Annotated in this window: 15 protein-coding genes and 1 rRNA gene; 9 read left to right on the top strand and 7 right to left on the bottom strand. The window is 70.1% G+C overall.

The features are described 5' to 3' along the window. Positions 1-76: ribosomal RNA gene (rrf, locus tag KVT44_RS10330) — 5S ribosomal RNA — on the top strand; the annotation flags it as partial. A gap of 106 nt (positions 77-182) precedes the next feature. On the opposite strand, the gene KVT44_RS10325 is transcribed toward rrf, so the two are convergent. The 5 genes from KVT44_RS10325 to KVT44_RS10305 are packed head-to-tail and all read right to left on the bottom strand — an operon-like array spanning position 183 to position 5,781. Further along, positions 183-1,493, bottom strand: coding sequence for a DUF58 domain-containing protein (locus KVT44_RS10325; protein WP_217566763.1), 1,311 nt, complete (start codon positions 1,491-1,493; stop codon positions 183-185). Next, the gene (locus tag KVT44_RS10320; protein ID WP_217566762.1) at positions 1,493-2,482 is read right to left on the bottom strand and encodes a MoxR family ATPase; all 990 of its coding nucleotides are present in this window, start codon (positions 2,480-2,482) and stop codon (positions 1,493-1,495) included. The genes KVT44_RS10325 and KVT44_RS10320 overlap by 1 nt, the downstream gene beginning before the upstream one ends. Next, the gene (locus KVT44_RS10315) at positions 2,482-3,672 is read right to left on the bottom strand and encodes a DUF4350 domain-containing protein (protein WP_217566761.1); all 1,191 of its coding nucleotides are present in this window, start codon (positions 3,670-3,672) and stop codon (positions 2,482-2,484) included. The genes KVT44_RS10320 and KVT44_RS10315 overlap by 1 nt, the downstream gene beginning before the upstream one ends. Then, positions 3,669-4,415 carry a DUF4129 domain-containing protein gene (locus KVT44_RS10310; protein WP_217566760.1) on the bottom strand — a complete coding sequence of 249 codons (747 nt, stop codon included), beginning with the start codon at positions 4,413-4,415 and terminating at the stop codon, positions 3,669-3,671. The genes KVT44_RS10315 and KVT44_RS10310 overlap by 4 nt, the downstream gene beginning before the upstream one ends. 4 nt (positions 4,416-4,419) lie before the next feature. Beyond that, positions 4,420-5,781, bottom strand: coding sequence for a hypothetical protein (locus KVT44_RS10305; RefSeq protein ID WP_099922341.1), 1,362 nt, complete (start codon positions 5,779-5,781; stop codon positions 4,420-4,422). Positions 5,782-5,921: 140 nt separating this feature from the next. On the opposite strand from KVT44_RS10305, the gene mtnA reads away from it, so the two are divergent. From mtnA to KVT44_RS10270, 7 genes are all read left to right on the top strand, one after another. Beyond that, a complete protein-coding gene (mtnA, locus tag KVT44_RS10300; RefSeq protein ID WP_217566759.1) occupies positions 5,922-7,067 on the top strand; it encodes an S-methyl-5-thioribose-1-phosphate isomerase in 1,146 nt (381 codons plus the stop codon). Between the two features lie 8 nt (positions 7,068-7,075). After that, a complete protein-coding gene (gene mtrA / locus KVT44_RS10295; RefSeq protein WP_015659998.1) occupies positions 7,076-7,765 on the top strand; it encodes a two-component system response regulator MtrA in 690 nt (229 codons plus the stop codon). Between the two features lies 1 nt (position 7,766). Then, the gene (mtrB, locus tag KVT44_RS10290; RefSeq protein WP_099922343.1) at positions 7,767-9,875 is read left to right on the top strand and encodes an MtrAB system histidine kinase MtrB; all 2,109 of its coding nucleotides are present in this window, start codon (positions 7,767-7,769) and stop codon (positions 9,873-9,875) included. Beyond that, positions 9,865-11,700 (top strand): LpqB family beta-propeller domain-containing protein, encoded by a 1,836-nt coding sequence (locus tag KVT44_RS10285; RefSeq protein WP_217566758.1) that lies wholly within the window; start codon positions 9,865-9,867, stop codon positions 11,698-11,700. Before mtrB ends, KVT44_RS10285 begins: the two co-directional genes overlap by 11 nt. A gap of 208 nt (positions 11,701-11,908) precedes the next feature. After that, positions 11,909-12,859, top strand: coding sequence for a ComF family protein (locus KVT44_RS10280; protein ID WP_217566757.1), 951 nt, complete (start codon positions 11,909-11,911; stop codon positions 12,857-12,859). 280 nt (positions 12,860-13,139) lie between these two features. Continuing rightward, positions 13,140-13,865, top strand: a complete 726-nt coding sequence (gene raiA / locus KVT44_RS10275) for a ribosome-associated translation inhibitor RaiA (RefSeq protein WP_067380006.1) — start codon at positions 13,140-13,142, stop codon at positions 13,863-13,865. Between the two features lie 206 nt (positions 13,866-14,071). Then, on the top strand, positions 14,072-14,818 hold the full coding sequence (locus tag KVT44_RS10270; RefSeq protein ID WP_217566756.1) for a response regulator transcription factor: 747 nt from the start codon (positions 14,072-14,074) through the stop codon (positions 14,816-14,818). A 57-nt stretch (positions 14,819-14,875) separates the two neighbouring features. Here the strand turns inward: KVT44_RS10270 and KVT44_RS10265 are convergent, their stop codons facing one another. Both KVT44_RS10265 and KVT44_RS10260 read right to left on the bottom strand, forming a co-directional pair. Then, positions 14,876-16,051 carry a winged helix-turn-helix domain-containing protein gene (locus tag KVT44_RS10265; protein WP_217566755.1) on the bottom strand — a complete coding sequence of 392 codons (1,176 nt, stop codon included), beginning with the start codon at positions 16,049-16,051 and terminating at the stop codon, positions 14,876-14,878. Positions 16,052-16,701: 650 nt separating this feature from the next. Next, positions 16,702-17,280: a GNAT family N-acetyltransferase gene (locus KVT44_RS10260; RefSeq protein WP_217566754.1), complete on the bottom strand. Its 579-nt coding sequence runs from the start codon at positions 17,278-17,280 to the stop codon at positions 16,702-16,704. A gap of 244 nt (positions 17,281-17,524) precedes the next feature. Here KVT44_RS10260 and secA point away from each other — a divergent pair, with 244 nt between their 5' ends. Next, on the top strand, positions 17,525-20,341 hold the full coding sequence (gene secA, locus KVT44_RS10255) for a preprotein translocase subunit SecA (protein ID WP_075029013.1): 2,817 nt from the start codon (positions 17,525-17,527) through the stop codon (positions 20,339-20,341). Positions 20,342-20,367: the final 26 nt, after the last annotated feature.

Here is a 20,367-nt window from a genome sequence, read left to right as displayed (position 1 = left end):
GAACCCGGAAGCTAAGCCTCACAGCGCCGATGGTACTGCAGGGGGGACCCTGTGGGAGAGTAGGACGCCGCCGAACTAATTGTAGGGAGAACCCCCGTACCGGGAAATCGGTACGGGGGTTTTCTGCGTTCGGGATCATTTTTTGGGGCCTCTCGAATCGAGAGGCCCCTTTTTGTGCCGGTTTACAGCCGTCCCGCCGCCTTGAGTGCCAGATACGCATCCGCGAGGGCAGGCGCCAGGTTGTCCGGAATCGCGTCGACGACGGTTACTCCGTGGCGCTGGAGTTGTTCGGCCGTGCGATGGCGTTCCGTCTGGGCCTGGGCCGCGGCTGCCGCCTCGTACACCGCCTCGGCGCTTCCCCGAGCCGTGGCCATGCGTGCGATGTGCGGGTCGGCCACTGAGGCCACGAGGACTGTGTGGCGGTGGGTGAGACCGGAGAGTACGGGGAGCAGGCCCTCTTCGATGGGGGCCGCGTCGAGGCTGGTCAGCAACACGATCAGGGAGCGGCGAGGGGCCGTACGGAGGGCCGTGGCGGTGAGGCCGCGGGCGTCCGTTTCGACGAGCTCCGGCTCCAGGGTCGCCATTGCGTTGACCAGGGAAGGGAGGACGTCGCCGGCTGAGCGGCCCTGGACCAGGGCGCGTACTCGGCGGTCGTACGCGAGAAGGTCCACGCGGTCGCCGGCCCGGGAGGCCAGGGCGGCCAGGAGGAGTGCCGCGTCCATGGAGGCGTCGAGACGCGGAGCGTCGCCCACGCGACCGGCCGAGGTTCGGCCCGTGTCGAGGACCAGAAGGATGTGGCGGTCGCGCTCGGGACGCCAGGTGCGTACGGCGACCGTGGTCTGGCGGGCCGTGGCGCGCCAGTCGATGGAGCGGGTGTCGTCGCCGGGAACGTACTCGCGCAGGCTGTCGAATTCCGTGCCCTCGCCGCGGGTCAGGACGCTGGTGCGGCCGTCGAGTTCTCGTAGGCGGGCCAGTTTGGAGGGGAGGTGCTTGCGGCTGGTGAAGGGGGGCAGGACTCGTACGGTCCAGGGCACCTGGTGGCTGCCTTGGCGGGAGAAGAGACCGAGGGGGCCGTACGAGCGGATGGTGACGCGGTCCGCCTGGCGGTCGCCTCGGCGGGTGGGGCGCAGGCGGGTGGTGAGGCGTCGGCGCTCGCCGGCGGGGACCGTCAATCGGTGGCGGGAGGCGGCCACCTCGGTGCCCGGCTCCCAGCTACTGGGAGGCCAGGCGTCACGGAGGCGGGCGCGCAGGAGGCGGCCGGAGGGATTGGTGACGGTCAGAGTGACATCGGCGGTCTCGCCGAGGCGTACGGAAGTGTCGCCGGAGCGCGCCAGGCCGAGGCGGCGTACGGGTGCGGCCAGGGCGGCGTCGCAGGCGCAGGCCAGGGCCAGGGGAGCGTTCACGGCGAGGATGCCCGTCCAACTCGGCTCCCAGATGCCGACGGGGAGTGTCCCGAGGGCCGCCAGCAGGGCGGCGCGTCCGGTGAGTGCCATCAGCGGGGGACGGGGACGTGGGCGAGGATCGCGTTGATGACCGAGTCGGCCGTCACGCCCTCCATCTCGGCCTCGGGGCGGAGCTGGATGCGGTGGCGGAGGGTGGGCAGGGCCAGGGCCTTCACGTCGTCGGGGATGACGTAGTCGCGGCCGGTCAGCCAGGCCCAGGCGCGGGCGGTGGCGAGGAGGGCGGTCGCGCCGCGCGGGGAGACGCCGAGGGTGAGGGACGGCGATTCGCGGGTGGCGCGGCAGATGTCGACGACGTAGCCGGTGATTTCGGGGGAGACCGATGTCTTGGCCACGGCGGCGCGGGCGGCTTCCAGGTCGGCCGGGCCTGCCACGGGGCGTAGGCCGGCGGCGCGCAGGTCGCGCGGGTTGAAGCCCTCGGCGTGGCGGGTGAGGACGTCGATCTCGTCCTGACGGGACGGCAGAGGGATCGTCAGCTTCAGGAGGAAGCGGTCCAGTTGGGCTTCGGGCAGAGGATACGTTCCCTCGTACTCGACCGGGTTCTGGGTCGCGGCGACCAGGAAGGGTTCCGGGAGCGCGCGGGGGGTGCCGTCGACCGTGACTTGACGCTCCTCCATCGCTTCGAGGAGGGACGACTGGGTCTTGGGCGGAGTGCGGTTGATCTCGTCGGCCAGCAGGAGGTTCGTGAAGACCGGGCCGGGCTGGAACGAGAACTCGGCGGTGCGGGCGTCGTAGACGAGAGAGCCGGTGATGTCGCTCGGCATCAGGTCGGGAGTGAACTGGACGCGCTTGGTGTCGAGTTCGAGCGCGGATGCGAGCGCGCGGACGAGCAACGTTTTGGCGACTCCGGGGACTCCTTCTAGTAGAACGTGTCCGCGGCAGAGGAGGGCGACGACGAGGCCGGTCACGGCGGGGTCCTGGCCGACCACGGCTTTGGCGATCTCGGCGCGCAGGGCTTCCAGGGAGGAGCGGGCGGTGCCCGGATCCCCGGCGTACCCGGCGTTGTCAGTGGTCGGGGCCATCATGAACGGCGTACCTCTCTTTCGAGGGCGTCGAGTTGGTCGGCGAGGGAGATGAGGGCCGCGTCGTCGCCGGGCGGCGGGCCGAAGAGGAGGGTGTGCAGGGCCTGTCCGTCGCTGTCGAGGCGGGCGGACAGGGCGGGGAGCAGTGCCTCGGGCGCGTGCGCCTGAGCGGGGGATACGCCGATGAGGGGGGCAAGTCGGGTGCGGGTGGTGGAGCGAAGAGCGGCGGCCGCGCGGTCGCGGGCGTTGGCCTTGCGGTAGAGGCGGGCGCGGCCTTCGACGGTTTCGGAGGCGCGGATCGCGACGGGGAGGCGTTCGGGTACGAGGGGGCCGAGTCGGCGTGCCCGCCACAGGGCGGCCAGGCCTGCCGCGATGAAGAGCTGAAGGGTGCCCCAGAGCCAGCCCGAGGGGAGCAGGTCGAGGAAGGTCTTTTTGCCCGCGTCGGTGGCCGAGGTGTCGGAGAGGGAGGGGAGGTACCAGACCAAGTGGGGGCGGGAACCGAGCAGTTGGAGGGCGAGCGAGGCGTTGCCCTGCTTGTCGAGACGGTTGTTGTAGAGGATGTCGGGGGCGCCGATGACGACGGTGTCGCCGTTCCCGGTGGGCGCCGGGATGCGCAGCAGGGTGGGCAGGCCGTCGCTGGGGTAGCAGACATCGGCGCCGGGGTCGCTGGTGCTGTAGCGGATGCCGCCGGTGTCGGCGCTGCCCGCGCGGCGGGCGGCGGGCAGGTCGCAGCCGGGGGACAGCGTCGAGTGGAAGCTGATCGCCGGATCGGCGGTGACTCCGGGGGCGAGGGTGCCGAGGGAGGGAGAGTCGGGGGCGATCAGGATCGTGCGACCGCCGGAGTTCTTGGTCGCCGCGCGGAGGCCGGCCTGCTGATGGTCGGTCAGCAGGTCCGGGGCGGCGACGAGGAGAGTGGTGTCGGCGCCGGCCGCGGCGCGGGCCTCGTCCAGGGTGGTGACCACGCGCGTGGAGACCCCGCGGTCGCCGAGGAGTTCGGCGGTGGCGCGGCTGCCGTAGGGGTCGGCGGAGCGTGGGTCGAGGCGGCCGTGCTCGGCGCCGGAGCGGATCGCGGCGATCGCGACGGCGGCCGCCAGCAGGATCACGACGGCGAGGACGATGCCTCGGGTGCGGGTCCACACCTGGCGCCCGGTGGGCGAGGCCGAGGTGGACGTGAGGGTGGCCTCGGTCATGAGGCGGACCCCTGGCGGCTGTTGTGGTCCGTGCTCTGGGCGCTGCTGGTGAGTACGGGTTTGGTGCGCTCGAGGTCGCGGTCGAGTTCGGTGAGGCGGTGGTATGTGTCGGAGCCCGCGGACCGGCCGCCGTATGTGACCTCGTCGAAGTCCCGGGCGGCGGCGCGCAGTCGGTCCGTGTGGGAGGGCAGTGTGCGGCCCGCTTCGGCGGCGGCCTCGTCCGCGGTGCGGCCGGGGCGTGGGCCAAGCAGGGCGCGTTCCTCGAGGGAGCGCACGACGGCCCGCATGCGTTCCTGGACGGCTTGGTTCCAGTGGCCCTGGGCGGCGTGTGCTTCGGCGGCCGCGCGGTGTTCGGCGGCGCTGCGGGGGCGGTCGTCGAAGAGTGCGGCGGAGGAGGTGGGGGTGCGGTGCGGGGTGCCGAGGCGCCACCAGAGGGCGGCCACGACCGCCAGCACCGCCACCACGATGACGACAAGGCCGAGCGTGCCGCCGGGAGTCGCCGTGGAGGCGGCGCTGAACAGTTTGTCGACCCAGTCCCAGAAGGCGTTCAGAGCGCGTTGCACCGGGCTGGGGTCGTTCTCGTGGTACATCCGTTTGGACAGTTCGCGCTTGGCCGCCTCCCGCGCGGGGTCGCGCGGGATCGTCACCGGTGGTTCGTCGTCGCGCGGCAGCGCGAGTACGGCTGTGGCGCCGGTGCGTGGCAGTGCCAGTACCGCTGTGAGAACTCCCCCCGCCGGACTCACCGCATCAGCTCCCCGGAGTGGTGCCGGGGGTGCTGGAGCCGTAGTCCTGGACACCGGCGGCGCGTGCCAGGTCGAGGTCGAGGGCCTCGCGGCGGATGCGCTGGTCGATGTAAAGGAGCACGGTGACGCCCGCGGCGATCGGGAAGGTGATCATGGAGCCGATCACCGAACCGATTCCGCTGACGATGAGGAACGTCCAGCCGGGGCTGCCGCCGCTGCCGAGGAAACCGGCGACGCCGTCGCCGCTCAGGGCGGAGGCGATGATCGCGAAGGGGATCACGACGATCGACGCCACGATGTTGGCGATGATCGTGGCGAGCAGCTGGATGCCGAAGACTCGCCACCAGGAGCCGCGGACGAGCTTCGCGGAGCGGCTCATCGACTTCAGGACGCCTTGCTTCTCCAGCATCAGGGCGGGCGAGGCGAGCGAGAAGCGGATCATCAGCCAGAGGGCGACGACGCCCGCCCCGAGCCCGCCGAGGACCGCGAGTGCGGCGCCCGCGCTGCTCGAGCCGGCGATGGCGACGAGCAGGCCGGGAAGAGTGCCGACGGTGATGATCGCGACGGCGATGAGCGGCAGCAGGAAGGTCAGGGCGAACAGCTTCGGCAGCCGGGGTCTGGCGTCGCGCCAGGCCTCGGCGGTGGTCACGGACTTGCCGAGCACCGCGCGGCTGGTCACGGAGGTGAGCAGGGCCGTGGCGACGATGGTGCCGAGCAGGCCGATGAGCACGACGACGCCGGAGCTCAGCAGGGTGTCGCCCAGGGCGCGGCTCAGCTCGCCGGCGGTGGCGCTCGGGTCGTTGAGGACGTCCGTGCTCGCGCTGTCGTCCAGGACCAGGCCCTGGAGCAGGATGACCGCGATCTGTGTGACGACGGCGACGGTGAGCGAGATGCCCAGGACGGTGCGCCAGTAGGTCCGCATCGTGGAGACCGCGCCGTCGAGGATCTCGCCGACGCCGAGCGGGCGCAGGGGGATCACGCCGGGCTTGGCGGCGGGCGGCGGGCCGCCCCAGTTGCCGCCCCAGCCGCCGGGACCTCCTGGGCCTCCGTAGCCACGGCCGGGGCCTCCCCAGCCGCCGTAGCCGCCGCCCTGGCCTCCGTAGCCGCCCGCGCCAGGGGGCTGCTGGCCGCCCCAGCCGGGGCCGGGGGGCGGTGGTGGCGGGGCCTGGCCGGGGCCCTGTGGGCTGGGAGCGGACCACTGGCCGGGCGGGGGCTGCTCCTTGGACCACTTCGAGGGCGGCTCCGGCTGGTTCGTGCCACCTTGGTCCGCGGGCTGCTCCGGGGGCTCGGCGGTGCCGGAGTTGTCCGGCTCCTGCCCGTCGGAGGGGGCAGATCCGGGCGAGGCCCAGCCCGGAGTGTCTTTCATCGTCGCTCCTTCACGGTGCCCGTCCGCGGTCGCGGCGGCAGGTTGGCAGCCATCGTGCCACGGTGTGCCCGGCATGGGACCGGCCCCCGTATGGGGTGGACACCTTCAATTGTCCGCCTGCTACGGGGCAGACTGGGCGGATGGCTGATCAGTACGCGCAATTCCGCGAGGGCGACGGGCCACTTGAGATACCGGCGATCCGCTGGGACGAGCCGCCCGAAGGGCCGGTGCTGGTCCTTCTCGACCAGACACGGTTGCCGGCCGAGGAAGTCGAGCTGGTGTGCACGGACGCTCCCGCGCTGGTGGAGGCGATCCGCACGCTGGCCGTGCGAGGGGCGCCGTTGCTGGGTATCGCCGGGGCATACGGAGTCGCGCTCGCCGCCGTGCGCGGCTTCGATGTGGACGATGCCGCCCGGGCGCTGGCGGGCGCCCGGCCCACCGCGGTGAACCTCGTTGTCGGTGTGCGCCGGGCGCAGACGGCGTATCGTGCCGCGCTCTCCGGCGGCGGTGATCAACGGCAGGCGGCCGGGGCGGCGCTCGAAGCGGCGCGGGCACTGCACCGGGAGGATGCCGCGGCCAGCGCACGGATGGCCGGGCACGGGTTGGCGCTGCTCGACGAGCTGTTGCCGGGTGGCGGGCACCGGATTCTGACGCATTGCAACACCGGGGCGCTGGTGTCCGGCGGGGAGGGCACGGCCTTCGCGGTGGCCCTCGCGGCACATCGGGCGGGGCAGCTGCGAAGGCTGTGGGTGGACGAAACGCGTCCGTTGCTGCAAGGTGCTCGCCTGACGGCTTACGAGGCGGCGCGCAACGGAATGGCGTACACCTTGCTCACGGACAACGCGGCGGGATCACTGTTCGCGGCGGGGGAGGTGGACGCGGTGCTCATCGGGGCCGATCGGATTGCTGCCGACGGTTCGGTGGCGAACAAGGTGGGGAGCTATCCGCTCGCGGTGCTGGCCCGGTATCACCATGTGCCTTTCATCGTGGTGGCGCCGGTGACGACGGTGGACCCGGACACCCCGGACGGAGCATCCATCGAGGTCGAGCAGCGTCCCGGTCATGAAGTGACCGAGGTCACAGCACCCCAGGTGCCTGTGGCGGGAGTGGAAGCGGGAGGCGGGATACCGGTGGCACCCCTGGGGACCCAGGCGTACAACCCGGCGTTCGATGTGACGCCCCCCGAGTTGGTGACGGCGATCGTGACCGAAGAGGGCGCTGTGTCGCCCGTGACGGCAGAGGCACTCGCTGAGCTGTGTGACAGGTCACGCCAGGTAACGATTTAGTTAATGGGATGATGTCGTTTATGAAGGGACGAGTCCTTGTCGTCGATGACGACACCGCACTGGCCGAGATGCTCGGCATTGTGTTGCGTGGTGAAGGTTTTGAGCCGTCTTTCGTAGCAGACGGCGACAAGGCGCTGGCCGCTTTCCGTGAGACCAAGCCCGATCTGGTGCTCCTGGACCTGATGCTTCCCGGCCGGGACGGTATCGAGGTGTGCCGCCTGATCAGGGCGGAGTCCGGGGTGCCGATCGTGATGCTCACCGCGAAGAGCGACACCGTCGATGTCGTGGTCGGCCTCGAGTCCGGCGCCGACGACTACATCGTGAAGCCGTTCAAGCCAAAGGAGTTGGTGGCGCGGATCAGGGCGCGGCTGCGTCGTTCCGAGGAACCGGCACCCGAGCAGCTGGCCATCGGCGATCTTGTGATCGATGTGGCCGGTCACTCTGTGAAGCGGGACGGGCAGTCGATCGCCCTGACGCCGCTGGAGTTCGATCTGCTCGTGGCACTGGCCCGCAAGCCGTGGCAGGTGTTCACGCGGGAGGTGCTCCTCGAACAGGTGTGGGGCTACCGGCACGCGGCGGACACCCGACTGGTCAACGTCCACGTCCAGCGGCTGCGCTCCAAGGTCGAGAAGGACCCGGAGCGGCCGGAGATCGTGGTGACCGTCCGCGGTGTCGGTTACAAGGCCGGACCGAGCTGACATGTCCCGGGACAGTGCCGCTTCGGCGCCCGGTGAGTCGGGGGTCCGTTCGGGGCGGCCTGTCGGCCGGAAGGTGACGGGCTCCCGCTGGGGACGTTTCTTGGAGGGTGGGCTGCTGCAAGGCGGAGTCCAGGGCAGCCCGGTCCTTCGGTTGTTCATGCGCTGGGTGCGCCGTCCGTTGCTGCCCGTGATGCGGCTGTGGCGGCGCAACATCCAGCTCAAGATCGTCGTCACGACGCTGCTGATGTCGCTGGGTGTCGTGCTGCTGCTCGGCTTCGTGGTCATCGGGCAGGTGCGCAACGGTCTGCTGGACGCCAAGGTCAAGGCCTCGCAGAGTCAGGCCACGGGTGGCTTCTCGGTCGCCAAGCAGAAGGCGGACGCGGCTGCCACGGCCAACGGCGACGACGGTTCGAGTGCGGACGGCCGTCCGTCCAAGAACGTCAGCCAGTGGATGAACGACCTCGTCGTCTCTCTTTCCAGTGGCGGCCAGGGCGCCTTCGATGTGGTGACGCTCAGCTCCACCGTGGCCGGCAACGGCGGTGCCGGGCGGGGTCCGCGTTCCTCGGGTGACGTCGATCCGACAGTGAGCATCCCGGAGGACCTGCGCGCCCGCGTCGACAGCAACACGATGGCGGCCCAGAGCTACACCAGGGTCGTCTACAAGGACGGCACGGAGTCGCAGGCCGCGCTGGTCATCGGCAAGCAGGTCCTCGACCCCAACGGAGACGCGTACCAGCTCTACTACCTCTTCCCGCTGACGCAGGAGGAGAAGTCGCTGAGCCTGGTCAAGGGGACGCTCGCGACGGCCGGACTGTTCGTCGTGGTGCTTCTGGGGGCCATCGCCTGGCTCGTGGTGCGCCAGGTCGTCACTCCGGTGCGGATGGCGGCCGGGATCGCCGAGCGGCTCTCCGCCGGACGCCTGCAGGAACGGATGAAGGTCACCGGCGAGGACGACATCGCGCGGCTCGGCGAGGCCTTCAACAAGATGGCACAGAACCTTCAGCTGAAGATCCAGCAGCTGGAGGACCTGTCGCGGATGCAGCGACGGTTCGTGTCCGACGTGTCGCACGAGCTGCGTACGCCGCTCACGACCGTCCGGATGGCGGCCGACGTCATCCACGACGCGCGCGTGGACTTCGATCCGGTGACCGCTCGGTCGGCCGAGCTGCTCGCCGATCAGCTGGACCGGTTCGAGACGCTGCTCGCGGACCTGCTGGAGATCAGCCGGTTCGACGCGGGTGCGGCGGCGCTGGAGGCCGAGGCGATAGACCTCCGGGAAGTCGTACGGCGTGTCGTCAGCGGCGCCGAGCCGCTCGCCGAGCGCAAGGGCTCGCAGATACGTGTCGTAGGCGACCAGCAGCCAGTGGTCGCCGAGGCGGATGCCCGGCGGGTGGAGCGGGTGCTGCGCAATCTCGTCGTCAACGCCGTGGAGCACGGCGACGGCAAGGAAGTGGTGGTCAAGCTCGCCACAGCGGGCGGGGCGGTCGCCATCGCGGTGCGTGACTACGGCGTCGGCCTCAAGCCCGGAGAGGCGACCCGGGTCTTCAGCCGCTTCTGGCGTGCCGACCCGGCACGCGCGCGTACCACCGGTGGCACGGGGCTCGGGCTGTCCATCGCCCTGGAGGACGCCCGGCTGCACGGCGGCTGGCTGCAGGCGTGGGGTGAGCCGGGCGGCGGTTCGCAGTTCCGGCTGACGCTGCCGCGTACCGCGGACGAGCCGCTGCGGGGGTCTCCGATACCTCTGGAGCCCATGGACTCGCGGCGTAATCGTGGACTTAATGACGCGGGACTGCCCTCCGGCGGCGGCGACAAGCTCGCCACGGTGCCGATGCAGGCCGCTGGCGGGAAGGCGGCACCGCCGATGCAGCGGACGTCCGTGGTGCCGCGACTGGCCGGGGCGTCGCCCACGGCCGATCCGACGGCGCTGCCGGGCAACGGCGCGCGTGTGGTGCCGAGGCCCTCCGGGGCCGTGCGGCGGCCGGACGACATGCCCACTGCGGGTGGGGAGCGGAGCGTGCAGGAGCGTGGCCGGGACGGCGGCGGGCCTGAAGAACTCGGACAAGCAGAGCCCGAGGAACTCGGGCAAGGGGAGGCATTTCGTGGTCGCTGACCGCGAGGGGAGCGGCCGTCGGCGTCCCGCGCGCGTGGGGGTGTACATCGGCTGCGGCGCACTGCTGCTGACCGGGTGCGCCTCGATGCCGGACAGCGGGGATCTGCGCGGGGTCGAGTCCACGCCGAGGCAGGACTCGCAGGTCCGCGTCTTCGCGCTGCCGCCCCGCGAGGACGCCCCGCCGGCGGAGATCGTGCAGGGCTTCCTGGAGGCACTGACCAGTGACGACGCGCAGTACGAGACGGCGCGCAAATATCTGACGGCGAGCGCCCGCAAAACGTGGGATCCGTACCGCTCCACGACCGTCCTCGCGGACGGGCCCAACCCCGAGTCGGAGCACTCGGGCACCAGGGAGGGCGACGACTCGTACACGCTCTCCGGCAGCAAGGTCGCCACGGTGGACGAGCAGCACGCGTACGCGCCGGACGCCGGTTCGTACCGGACGGCGGTGCACCTCACGCTGCAGAAGGACACCAAGCAGTGGCGCATCGACGCGCTGCCGCAGGGCGTGGTGATGGGCAACTCCGACTTCCAGCGCAACTACGTGTCCGTCAACAAGTACTACTTCGCCTCGAATGTGCCCTCCGGGGCGGGCGGACCGCTGGGGACCGTCGCCGATCCCGTCTATGTGCGGGACAAGGTGGACCCGATGACGGAGATGGTCCGGTCGCTCCTGAAGGGGCCCACACGCTGGCTGGATCCGGTGGTGACGTCGAGCTTCCCCTCCGACACGGAGCTGAAGAAGGGCGTCACGTCGCTGTCGCCCGACGACCGCAACAGGGTGACAGTCCCGCTGAACAAGAAGGCCGACCGGGTCGGAGAGACCCAGTGCAACAAGATGGCCACCCAACTCCTCTTCACGCTTCAGGACCTGACGCCCACGGGCGTCGACGAGGTGGAGCTGCAGCGGTCGAACGGTTCGCAGTTGTGCGTGGTCACCGAGAGTCGGGCGGAGACCGTCGCTTCGCACGGCACCGCCAAGCACCCTGAGTACGAGTACTTCATCGACGCCAAGCAGCGGCTCGTACGGCTGCCCAGCGGCAACAGTGACAAGCAGCCCGAGCCGGTACCCGGTGCGCTGGGAGTGGGCGACAAGAAGCTGCGGTCGGCCGCGGTGTCGCGGACCGAGGACAGCGCGGCCGGCGTGTCGGCCGACGGGAGTTCGCTGTACGTAGGATCGCTGGTGTCGGGCGCCTCGCTGGGGGACGCGGTGCTGCACAGCCAGGGGGCGAAGGCGGACGACCGGCTGACGACGCCCAGTTGGGACGGACAGGGCGACCTGTGGGTGGCCGACCGTGATCCGAAGAACCCGCGGCTGCTCCTGCTGGAGAAGGGCGCGGGTACTCCGCTGGCGGTCACCGCGCCGGGCATCGACGGCCGTGTCCAGGCGGTGCGGGTGGCCGCCGACGGGGTGCGGATCGCGCTGATCGTCCAGAAGGACGGCAAGAGCTCGCTGCAGATCGGGCGCATCCAGCGTGACACCAAGACCGGCGGACGGCCCCTCATCTCGATCCTCGAGCTGCACTCCGTGGCGCCGCAGCTGGAGGAGGTCACGGCCATGTCGTGGGCCGGGGACAGCCGGCTCGTCGTCGTCGGTCGCGAGTCCGGCGGCGTGCAGCAGATGCGCTACGTCCAGGTCGACGGCTCCACTCCGGTGGGCGCCGCGCCCTCCGCGCTGACGGGGGTGAAGGAGGTCGCCGCGTCCGAGGACGAACGGCTGCCGCTGGTGGCGCACTCGGAGGAGGACGGGATCGTGCGGCTGTCCTCCGGGGAACAGTGGCAGAAGATCGTCAAGGACGGCACGGCACCGGTTTATCCCGGGTAGCGGCCTCTTTCTTCCGGGTACGGACTTGCCGGGCCTCCCTTTTCGGGCAGGCCCGGCTGCCGTACGGGGTGGATCTGGCCGTCGTACGGGGTGGACCTGGCCGCCATTGCGCGCTGGATCCCCCGGACGGGTGATGGCCGTGGAGTTGTCCACAGGCGGTTGTCCACAGGGGTGGCCGGTCGGCCCGCGCGTTGGCACAGTGGTGGGCATGCGGGGGTGGTGGCAGGACCTCACCGATCTGGTGCTGCCGGCCGAGTGCGGAGGCTGCGGAAGGCCTCGCACGGTGCTCTGCCCGGAGTGCCGTGCCGCCCTGAGCGGGGCCGCACCGCGCCGGGTGCGACCGGATCCGGAGCCGCCCGGGCTGCCGATCGTGCACGCGGCGGCCCCATACGAGGACGAGGTGCGCGCGACGCTCCTCGCCCACAAGGAACGGGGGGCACTGACACTTGCGAGACCTTTGGGGACGGCCCTGGCGGGGGCTGTACGGGCAGGGCTGGGGCACTTGTGCCTCCCGGTCCCGGAGGGGCTGTCCACGGCTTGGGACGGGCGCCTGAGGGGCGGCAACGGGCAACTGCGGCCCGGGGGTGGTCAGGGGCGTGCGCCGCTTTCCGGCACAGGTTCTCTGCTGCTTGTTCCCCTGCCGTCCTCGCGGCAGGCGGTGCGGGCGCGCGGCCATGATCCGGCGCGGCGGATCGCGCTCGCGGCGGCGGGGGAGCTGCGGCGCACGGGGACACCGGCCCGGGTGCTGGCCGTGCTGCGGCAGCGGCGCGCCGTGGCCGACCAGGCGGGGCTCAACTCGCGGCAGCGACTGGACAATCTCGCGGGCGCCCTGGAGGTGGCGGCCGGAGGTGCCCGGCTGTTGGCGAGCGGGGGCCGGGTCGTGCTCGTGGACGACCTGATGACGACGGGCGCCTCGATGACGGAGGCGGCCCGTGCCGTACGGGCGGCGGTGGCGGAGATCGATCCATACCTGGACGTCGATGCATGCGTCGCGGAAGCGGGGGAAGCAACGGGGGAACGGATGACCGAGGCAACGACAGTGGATACCGACCGGACACAAGGAGCCCGGGGAATGGCGGGTACGAGCGGAGTCGGCGACATGATCTGCGCGGCTGTGGTCGCGGCCCCGCCGGACTCTTTCGAAATAAACCGGAACTGACCGGGAACTTCCATCGTTGCAGGTAATGACCAGGTCAATTCACCTGAACGGAGGTACGCCGCAGTAGAGGGTGACGACATCCGTCCAGGCGAGATATGTTCGGTTGTGAGGCAATGGCGCAGGCCGTACCTCGCCCATCCGAATGCTGTGCTGCGGGTTTCTGAATCACCCGTAGCGATGGGGTGTAGATCTTGCCCATGGGGGAGGAGGAGGTGAAAGTCACCAAGTCCGAGGTTCCGGCACTCACCGGGGCCTGGTGCAAAAGGGAGATGCTCCGCCAGTGCAGCGGAGCAATCCGGGAACGGAGTTCTGCGTGGACATCGTCGTCAAGGGCCGCAAGACCGAGGTGCCCGAGCGGTTCCGCAAGCACGTGGCCGAGAAGCTGAAGCTGGAGAAGATCCAGAAGCTCGATGGCAAGGTGATCAGCCTCGACGTGGAGGTGTCCAAGGAGCCCAACCCCCGGCAGGCCGACCGTTGCGACCGAGTGGAGATCACGCTTCACTCCCGCGGTCCGGTGATCCGGGCGGAGGCGGCGGCAAGTGACCCGTATGCGGCACTCGACCTGGCGGCGGACAAACTCGAAGCCCGTCTGCGCAAGCAGCACGACAAGCGCTACACCCGCCGCGGCAACGGCCGGCTCTCGGCCGCGGAGGTCGCCGACCACGTCCCCGGCGCCGCGACGCTCAACGGGAACGGGACCGTCGTCCACGAGGACGACACCGACAGCGTGCCGACGAAGAAGATCGGCTCCCTCGAGGTCATGGGCGAAGGCCCCCTCATCGTTCGCGAGAAGACCCACGTGGCCGCCCCGATGACGCTCGACCAGGCGCTCTACGAGATGGAGCTGGTCGGGCACGACTTCTATCTCTTCGTCGACTCCGAGACGAAGGAACCCAGTGTCGTCTACCGGCGGCACGCATACGACTACGGCGTCATCCACCTCAGCACGGACCCCATGGTCACCCAGGCCGGACCGGACGCGCCGGGCGGTGCGCTCGGCGGCTGACCCGCCCCGATGACGGCTGAGCCGGTGCCCCTGGAGCGCGCGTGCGCCCCCAGGGGCACCGGTGTGCGACCACTTCGCGACCCGCTCTGTCACCGCACTGTCGTCCGGGCATGGAATCATGGCCGAACCGGCCCCAACCGGTGGGTCGTTGCCTCGGATTGGCGATGGCGCAGGAACGCAGGCCACGGCCTTCAGGGGGAGGAACGATGGCGGACAGCTTCGGACCGATGCGTGACGGGGATGCCGACGGCGGCGTCGTCGGCATGAGCCCGGACGCGGGCCCTCCACGCAAGGAGCCCATTCGGGTCCTCGTCGTGGACGACCATGCCCTCTTCCGCCGCGGCCTGGAGATCGTGCTCGCGGCCGAGGAGGACATCCAGGTCGTCGGCGAGGCGGGTGACGGGGCGGAGGCGGTCGACAAGGCGGCCGACCTGCTCCCCGACATCGTGCTGATGGACGTACGTATGCCGAAGCGGGGCGGCATCGAGGCGTGCACCTCCATCAAGGAGGTGGCTCCGAGCGCGAAGATCATCATGCTGACGATCAGCGACGAGGAAGCCGATCTCTACGACGCGATCAAGGCGGGCGCTACCGGTTATCTCCTCAAGGAGATCTCCACGGACGAGGTGGCCACGGCCATTCGCGCGGTGGCGGACGGGCAGTCGCAGATCAGCCCGTCGATGGCGTCGAAACTTCTCACCGAGTTCAAGTCGATGATTCAGCGGACGGACGAGCGCCGGCTCGTGCCCGCGCCGCGGCTCACGGATCGCGAGCTGGAGGTTCTCAAGCTCGTCGCGACCGGGATGAACAACCGGGATATCGCCAAGGAGTTGTTCATCTCCGAGAACACCGTGAAGAACCATGTGCGCAACATCCTGGAGAAGCTGCAGCTGCACTCCAGGATGGAGGCGGTGGTCTACGCGATGCGGGAGAAGATCCTCGAGATCCGGTGAGTCTGCGTGAGGCTGGTCAGGTCGGCCAGTCAGGTTGGCCGGTCAGGCCAGGTCAGGTCAGGCCAGTGCGCGGGTGAGTTCCTTCGCGAGGGGCTCGCGGAGGTCCGGAGCGTCCACCCGTTCCACGCGTACGTTTGTGCAGTCCACCCAGCTCGCTGCCTCCAGGAGGGCCTGGGCCACGGCAGGGACCGCCTTGGCGCCGTCCAGCGTGACCTGTTTGGCGACCAGGGTGCGGCCCTCGCGGGCGGGGTCCACGCGGCCGACGAGCCGGCCCCCGGCGAGGACCGGCATCGCGAAGTAGCCGTACACCCGCTTCGGCTTGGGCGTGTACGCCTCCAGACGGTGGGTGAAGCCGAAGATCCGCTCCGTGCGGGCCCGCTCCCAGATGAGTGAGTCGAACGGGGACAGCAGCGTCGTACGGTGGCGGCCGCGCGGCGGTGTCTCCAGGGCCGCCGGGTCCGCCCACGCGGGCTTGCCCCAGCCCTCCACCGTCACCGGGACCAGGCCCGAGTCCGCGATCACCGCGTCGACCTGCTCGCCCTTGAGACGGTGATAGTCGGCGATGTCCGCGCGCGTGCCGACGCCCAGGGACTTGCCGGCCAGGCCGACCAGGCGGCGCAGGCACTCCGTGTCGTCCAGCTCGTCATGGAGCAGGGCCTCGGGGACGGCGCGCTCGGCGAGGTCGTACACACGCTTCCAGCCGCGGCGCTCCGCGCACACCACCTCGCCGTACATCAGCGCGCGCTCCACGGCCACCTTGGTGCCCGACCAGTCCCACCACTCGCTGGTCTTCTTCGCGCCGCCCAACTCCGTGGCCGTGAGGGGGCCTTCCGCGCGGAGCTGCTTGATGACCTGGTCGTAGGTGCCGTCCGGCAGGTCGTGGTTCCAGTGCGGGCGGGAGCGGTAGGCGCGGCGGCGGAAGGCGAAGTGGGGCCATTCCTCCACGGGGAGGATGCAGGCGGCGTGGGACCAGTACTCGAAGGCGTGGGTGTCGGTCCAGTAGGCCTGGTCGACGGTTTTGCGGCCTACCGCGCCCAGGCGGGCGTACGGGATGAGCTCGTGGGAGCGGGCCAGGACGGAGATCGTGTCGAGCTGGACCGCGCCGAGGTGTCGCAGGATTCCGCGGACGCCGGCCCTGCGGTCGGGGGCGCCCAGGAAGCCCTGGGCCCGTAGGGCGATGCGGCGGGCTTCTTCGGCGGAGAGGTCGGTGGTGGGACGCGGGAGGCTCGTCATGTTCCACACGGTAGGCGGTGCCACTGACAGTGGACTCGCCCCCGCCGCCCCTACCCGACCCATCCCAGGGGCTGCGCCCCTGCACCCCGGCGGGGCTGCGCCCCTGCACCCCAGCGGGGGCTCTGGCCCCGGACCCCGGCAGAGCCCGTGCCCGGACCCCGGTGGGGCTGCGCCCCTACACTCCAGCCGGGCCCCCTGCACCCCCGGGGCTTCGCGCCGAACCCCGACAGGGGCTGTGCTTCCCGGATCTGCGGCGGGGTTGTCGACCCAGATCACCGCTGGGCTTCGCGGCGCGCCCTGCCAGGGGCTGCGCCCCCGGATCCCACCGGGGCTGTGCCTCCGGGCTCCCTGCCTAGTACCTCACCAGGTTGTGCCCCGACCTCTGCGGGGCTGCCGCCCTCGCACCGAACCGGGGCTGCCGCCCCAGGTCACCGCGGGTTTTCGCCTTATCCCGGCCGAGCTGCGTCCCAGCTCCCGCCAGGGCTGCGCCCCAGCTCCCGCCAGGGCAGTGCACCCGCCCCCGCGGGGCTGCGGCCCCCGCACCCTCCTGGGGCGACACCCCCGGGCCCCTGGGGAGCCGCTTCGGCTGAGGGGGATTGGGCTCGAGTGTCGGGGGGCTGGATGAGGTGGGTGTGTGGTGGAGGGGGGCTTTACGGAGTGGAGGGTGGGGCGGGCAAGTACGGGGCCGTTGAGGGCAGGCCCAGGTCTGAGGGGAGTAGGGAGCCGATCCAGCAGTCTCGGCGTACGCCCTTGTTGTTGAGGGCGGAGCGGAGGGTGCCTTCCAGGGTGAAGCCGGCGCGTTCGGCGACCGCGCGGGAGCCTTTGTTGCCGACCTCGGCGCGCCATTCCAGGCGGTCGACGGCGAGGCTCGTGAAGGCCCAGCGGGCGGCGGTGAGGGTGGCCTCGGTGATGTAGCCGTTGCCGCGGTGCTCCTTGGCCGCCCAGAAGCCGACCTCGCCGACGCCCAGGGAACGCATGCTGATGGAGAGCATGCCCGCCAGGTCCCCCGACAGGAGGAAGGCACCGAAGGTGAACACGGAGCCGTCCGCCCAGCCGTCCGGCACCATCTGATCCGTGAAGCCCGTCGCGTGCTCGCGGAGATAGGGCGAGGGGATCGTGGTCCAGCGCTGGATGTCGGGGTCCTGGACTGCTTCGTACACCGCGTCGGTGTCGTGCGAGTCCACGGCGCGCAGGAGCAGCCGGTCGGTGGTCAGCGTGACGGGGTCCATCGGCCGATTCTGCTAGGACCACCGAAAGGGCGCCATTCCTTTGCGGCGAGTGACGGTTCGGTTACTTTTCGCAGCGCGGACACGGCACCTTCCGCAACCCCTGTCCGTTGTCCTAGTGGCTGTCACTGGCAGACCTCCCGGCGCGGTGGGGTCCTCGCTTACGATGGCCGTTGCTCAAGCTGTGATTTGAATCTGACATTGAACCCGACCGTCCCAGGCCCGACCGGCAAGGAGACAAACCCCCGTGTCCGTCCTCTCGAAGATCATGCGTGCAGGCGAAGGCAAGATCCTGCGCAAGCTGCACCGCATCGCGGACCAGGTCAACTCCATCGAAGAGGACTTCGTCGACCTCTCCGACGCCGAGCTGCGCGCCCTCACTGATGAGTACAAGCAGCGGTATGCGGATGGGGAGAGCCTGGACGACCTGCTCCCCGAGGCCTTCGCCACCGTGCGTGAGGCCGCCAAGCGCGTCCTCGGACAGCGTCACTACGACGTGCAGATGATGGGTGGCGCCGCGCTCCACCTCGGCTACGTCGCGGAGATGAAGACCGGTGAGGGCAAGACCCTCGTCGGCACGCTGCCCGCGTATCTGAACGCCCTCTCCGGAGACGGCGTTCACTTGATCACGGTCAACGACTACCTGGCCGAGCGCGACTCCGAGATGATGGGTCGCGTCCACAAGTTCCTGGGTCTGACCGTCGGCTGCATCCTCGCCAACATGACGCCGGCCCAGCGCCGTGAGCAGTACGCGTGCGACATCACGTACGGCACGAACAACGAGTTCGGCTTCGACTACCTGCGCGACAACATGGCCTGGTCGCAGGACGAACTCGTCCAGCGGGGCCACAACTTCGCGATCGTCGACGAGGTCGACTCCATCCTCGTCGACGAGGCCCGTACGCCGCTCATCATCTCCGGCCCGGCCGACCAGGCCACCAAGTGGTACGGCGACTTCGCCAAGCTGGTCACCCGGCTGAAGAAGGGCGAGGCCGGCAACCCCCTCAAGGGCCTCGAGGAGACCGGGGACTACGAGGTCGACGAGAAGAAGCGCACCGTCGCCATCCACGAGCCCGGCGTCTCCAAGGTCGAGGACTGGCTGGGCATCGACAACCTGTACGAGTCGGTGAACACGCCGCTGGTGGGCTACCTGAACAACGCCATCAAGGCCAAGGAGCTCTTCAAGAAGGACAAGGACTACGTCGTCATCGACGGCGAAGTCATGATCGTCGACGAGCACACCGGCCGTATCCTCGCCGGCCGCCGCTACAACGAGGGCATGCACCAGGCGATCGAGGCGAAGGAAGGGGTGGACATCAAGGACGAGAACCAGACGCTCGCCACGATCACCCTGCAGAACTTCTTCCGCCTCTACGGCAAGCTCTCCGGCATGACCGGTACGGCGATGACCGAGGCCGCCGAGTTCCACCAGATCTACAAGCTCGGCGTCGTCCCGATCCCGACCAACAAGCCGATGGTCCGCAAGGACCAGTCGGACCTGATCTACCGCACCGAGGTCGCCAAGTTCGACGCGGTGGTCGACGACATCGCCGAGAAGCACGAGAAGGGCCAGCCGATCCTCGTCGGTACGACGTCGGTCGAGAAGTCCGAGTACCTTTCGCAGCAGCTCTCGAAGCGGGGCATCCAGCACGAGGTGCTGAACGCGAAGCAGCACGACCGTGAGGCCCCGATCATCGCCCAGGCCGGCCGCCGGGGCGCTGTGACCGTCGCCACGAACATGGCCGGTCGAGGCACGGACATCAAGCTCGGCGGCAACCCCGATGACCTCGCCGAGGCGGAGCTGCGTCAGCGTGGCCTCGACCCCGAGGAGCACATCGAGGAGTGGGCCGCAGCCCTCCCCGCCGCCCTGGAGAAGGCCGAGCAGGCCGTCAAGGCGGAGTTCGAAGAGGTCAAGGAACTCGGCGGGCTCTACGTGCTGGGCACCGAGCGCCACGAGTCGCGTCGTATCGACAACCAGCTGCGCGGTCGTTCCGGCCGTCAGGGCGACCCGGGCGAGTCCCGCTTCTACCTGTCGCTCGGTGACGACCTGATGCGCCTGTTCAAGGCCCAGATGGTCGAGCGCGTGATGTCGATGGCCAACGTGCCGGACGACGTGCCGATCGAGAACAAGATGGTCACGCGCGCGATCGCCTCCGCCCAGTCGCAGGTCGAGCAGCAGAACTTCGAGACGCGCAAGAACGTTCTGAAGTACGACGAGGTGCTCAACCGGCAGCGCGAGGTCATCTACGGCGAGCGCCGCCGCGTCCTGGAGGGCGAGGACCTCCAGGAGCAGATCCAGCACTTCATGGACGACACGATCGATGCCTACATCGCGGCCGAGACCGCCGAGGGCTTCGCCGAGGAGTGGGACCTGGACCGGCTGTGGGGCGCCTTCAAGCAGCTCTACCCGGTGAAGGTCACCGTCGACGAGCTGGAGGAGGCGGCCGGCGACCGTGCCGGTCTGACCGCCGAGTTCATCTCCGAGTCCATCAAGGACGACATCCACGAGCAGTACGCGGCCCGTGAGGAGCAGCTCGGCTCCGAGATCATGCGGGAGCTGGAGCGGCGGGTCGTCCTGTCGGTCCTCGACCGCAAGTGGCGCGAGCACCTCTACGAGATGGACTATCTCCAGGAGGGCATCGGCCTGCGCGCCATGGCGCAGAAGGACCCGCTGGTCGAGTACCAGCGCGAGGGCTTCGACATGTTCTCCGCCATGATGGACGGCATCAAGGAGGAGTCCGTCGGCTACCTGTTCAACCTGGAGGTTCAGGTCGAGCAGCAGGTCGAGGAGGTCCCGGTCGAGGACGCCGCGCCGTCGCTGGAGAAGAGGGAGGACGTCGTGCCCGCGGGTGCGCGTCCCGAGATCCGCGCCAAGGGGCTCGACGCCCCGCAGCGTCCCGACCGGCTGCACTTCTCCGCGCCGACCGTGGACGGTGAGGGCGGCATCGTCGAGGGCGACTTCGCCAACGACGACGACGAGCCCGTACGTTCCGAGGCGGACGGCCTCACGCGCGCGGAGCGCCGCAAGCAGCAGAAGAGCAACGGGCGGCGCCGCAAGAAGTGATCGATCGGCTCGCGAGAGCCGATGAG

Source organism: Streptomyces sp. GbtcB7, assembly GCF_019091445.1.
Classification (GTDB): Bacteria; Actinomycetota; Actinomycetes; order Streptomycetales; family Streptomycetaceae; genus Streptomyces; species Streptomyces mirabilis.
This window is presented reverse-complemented; position numbering and strand designations above follow the sequence as displayed.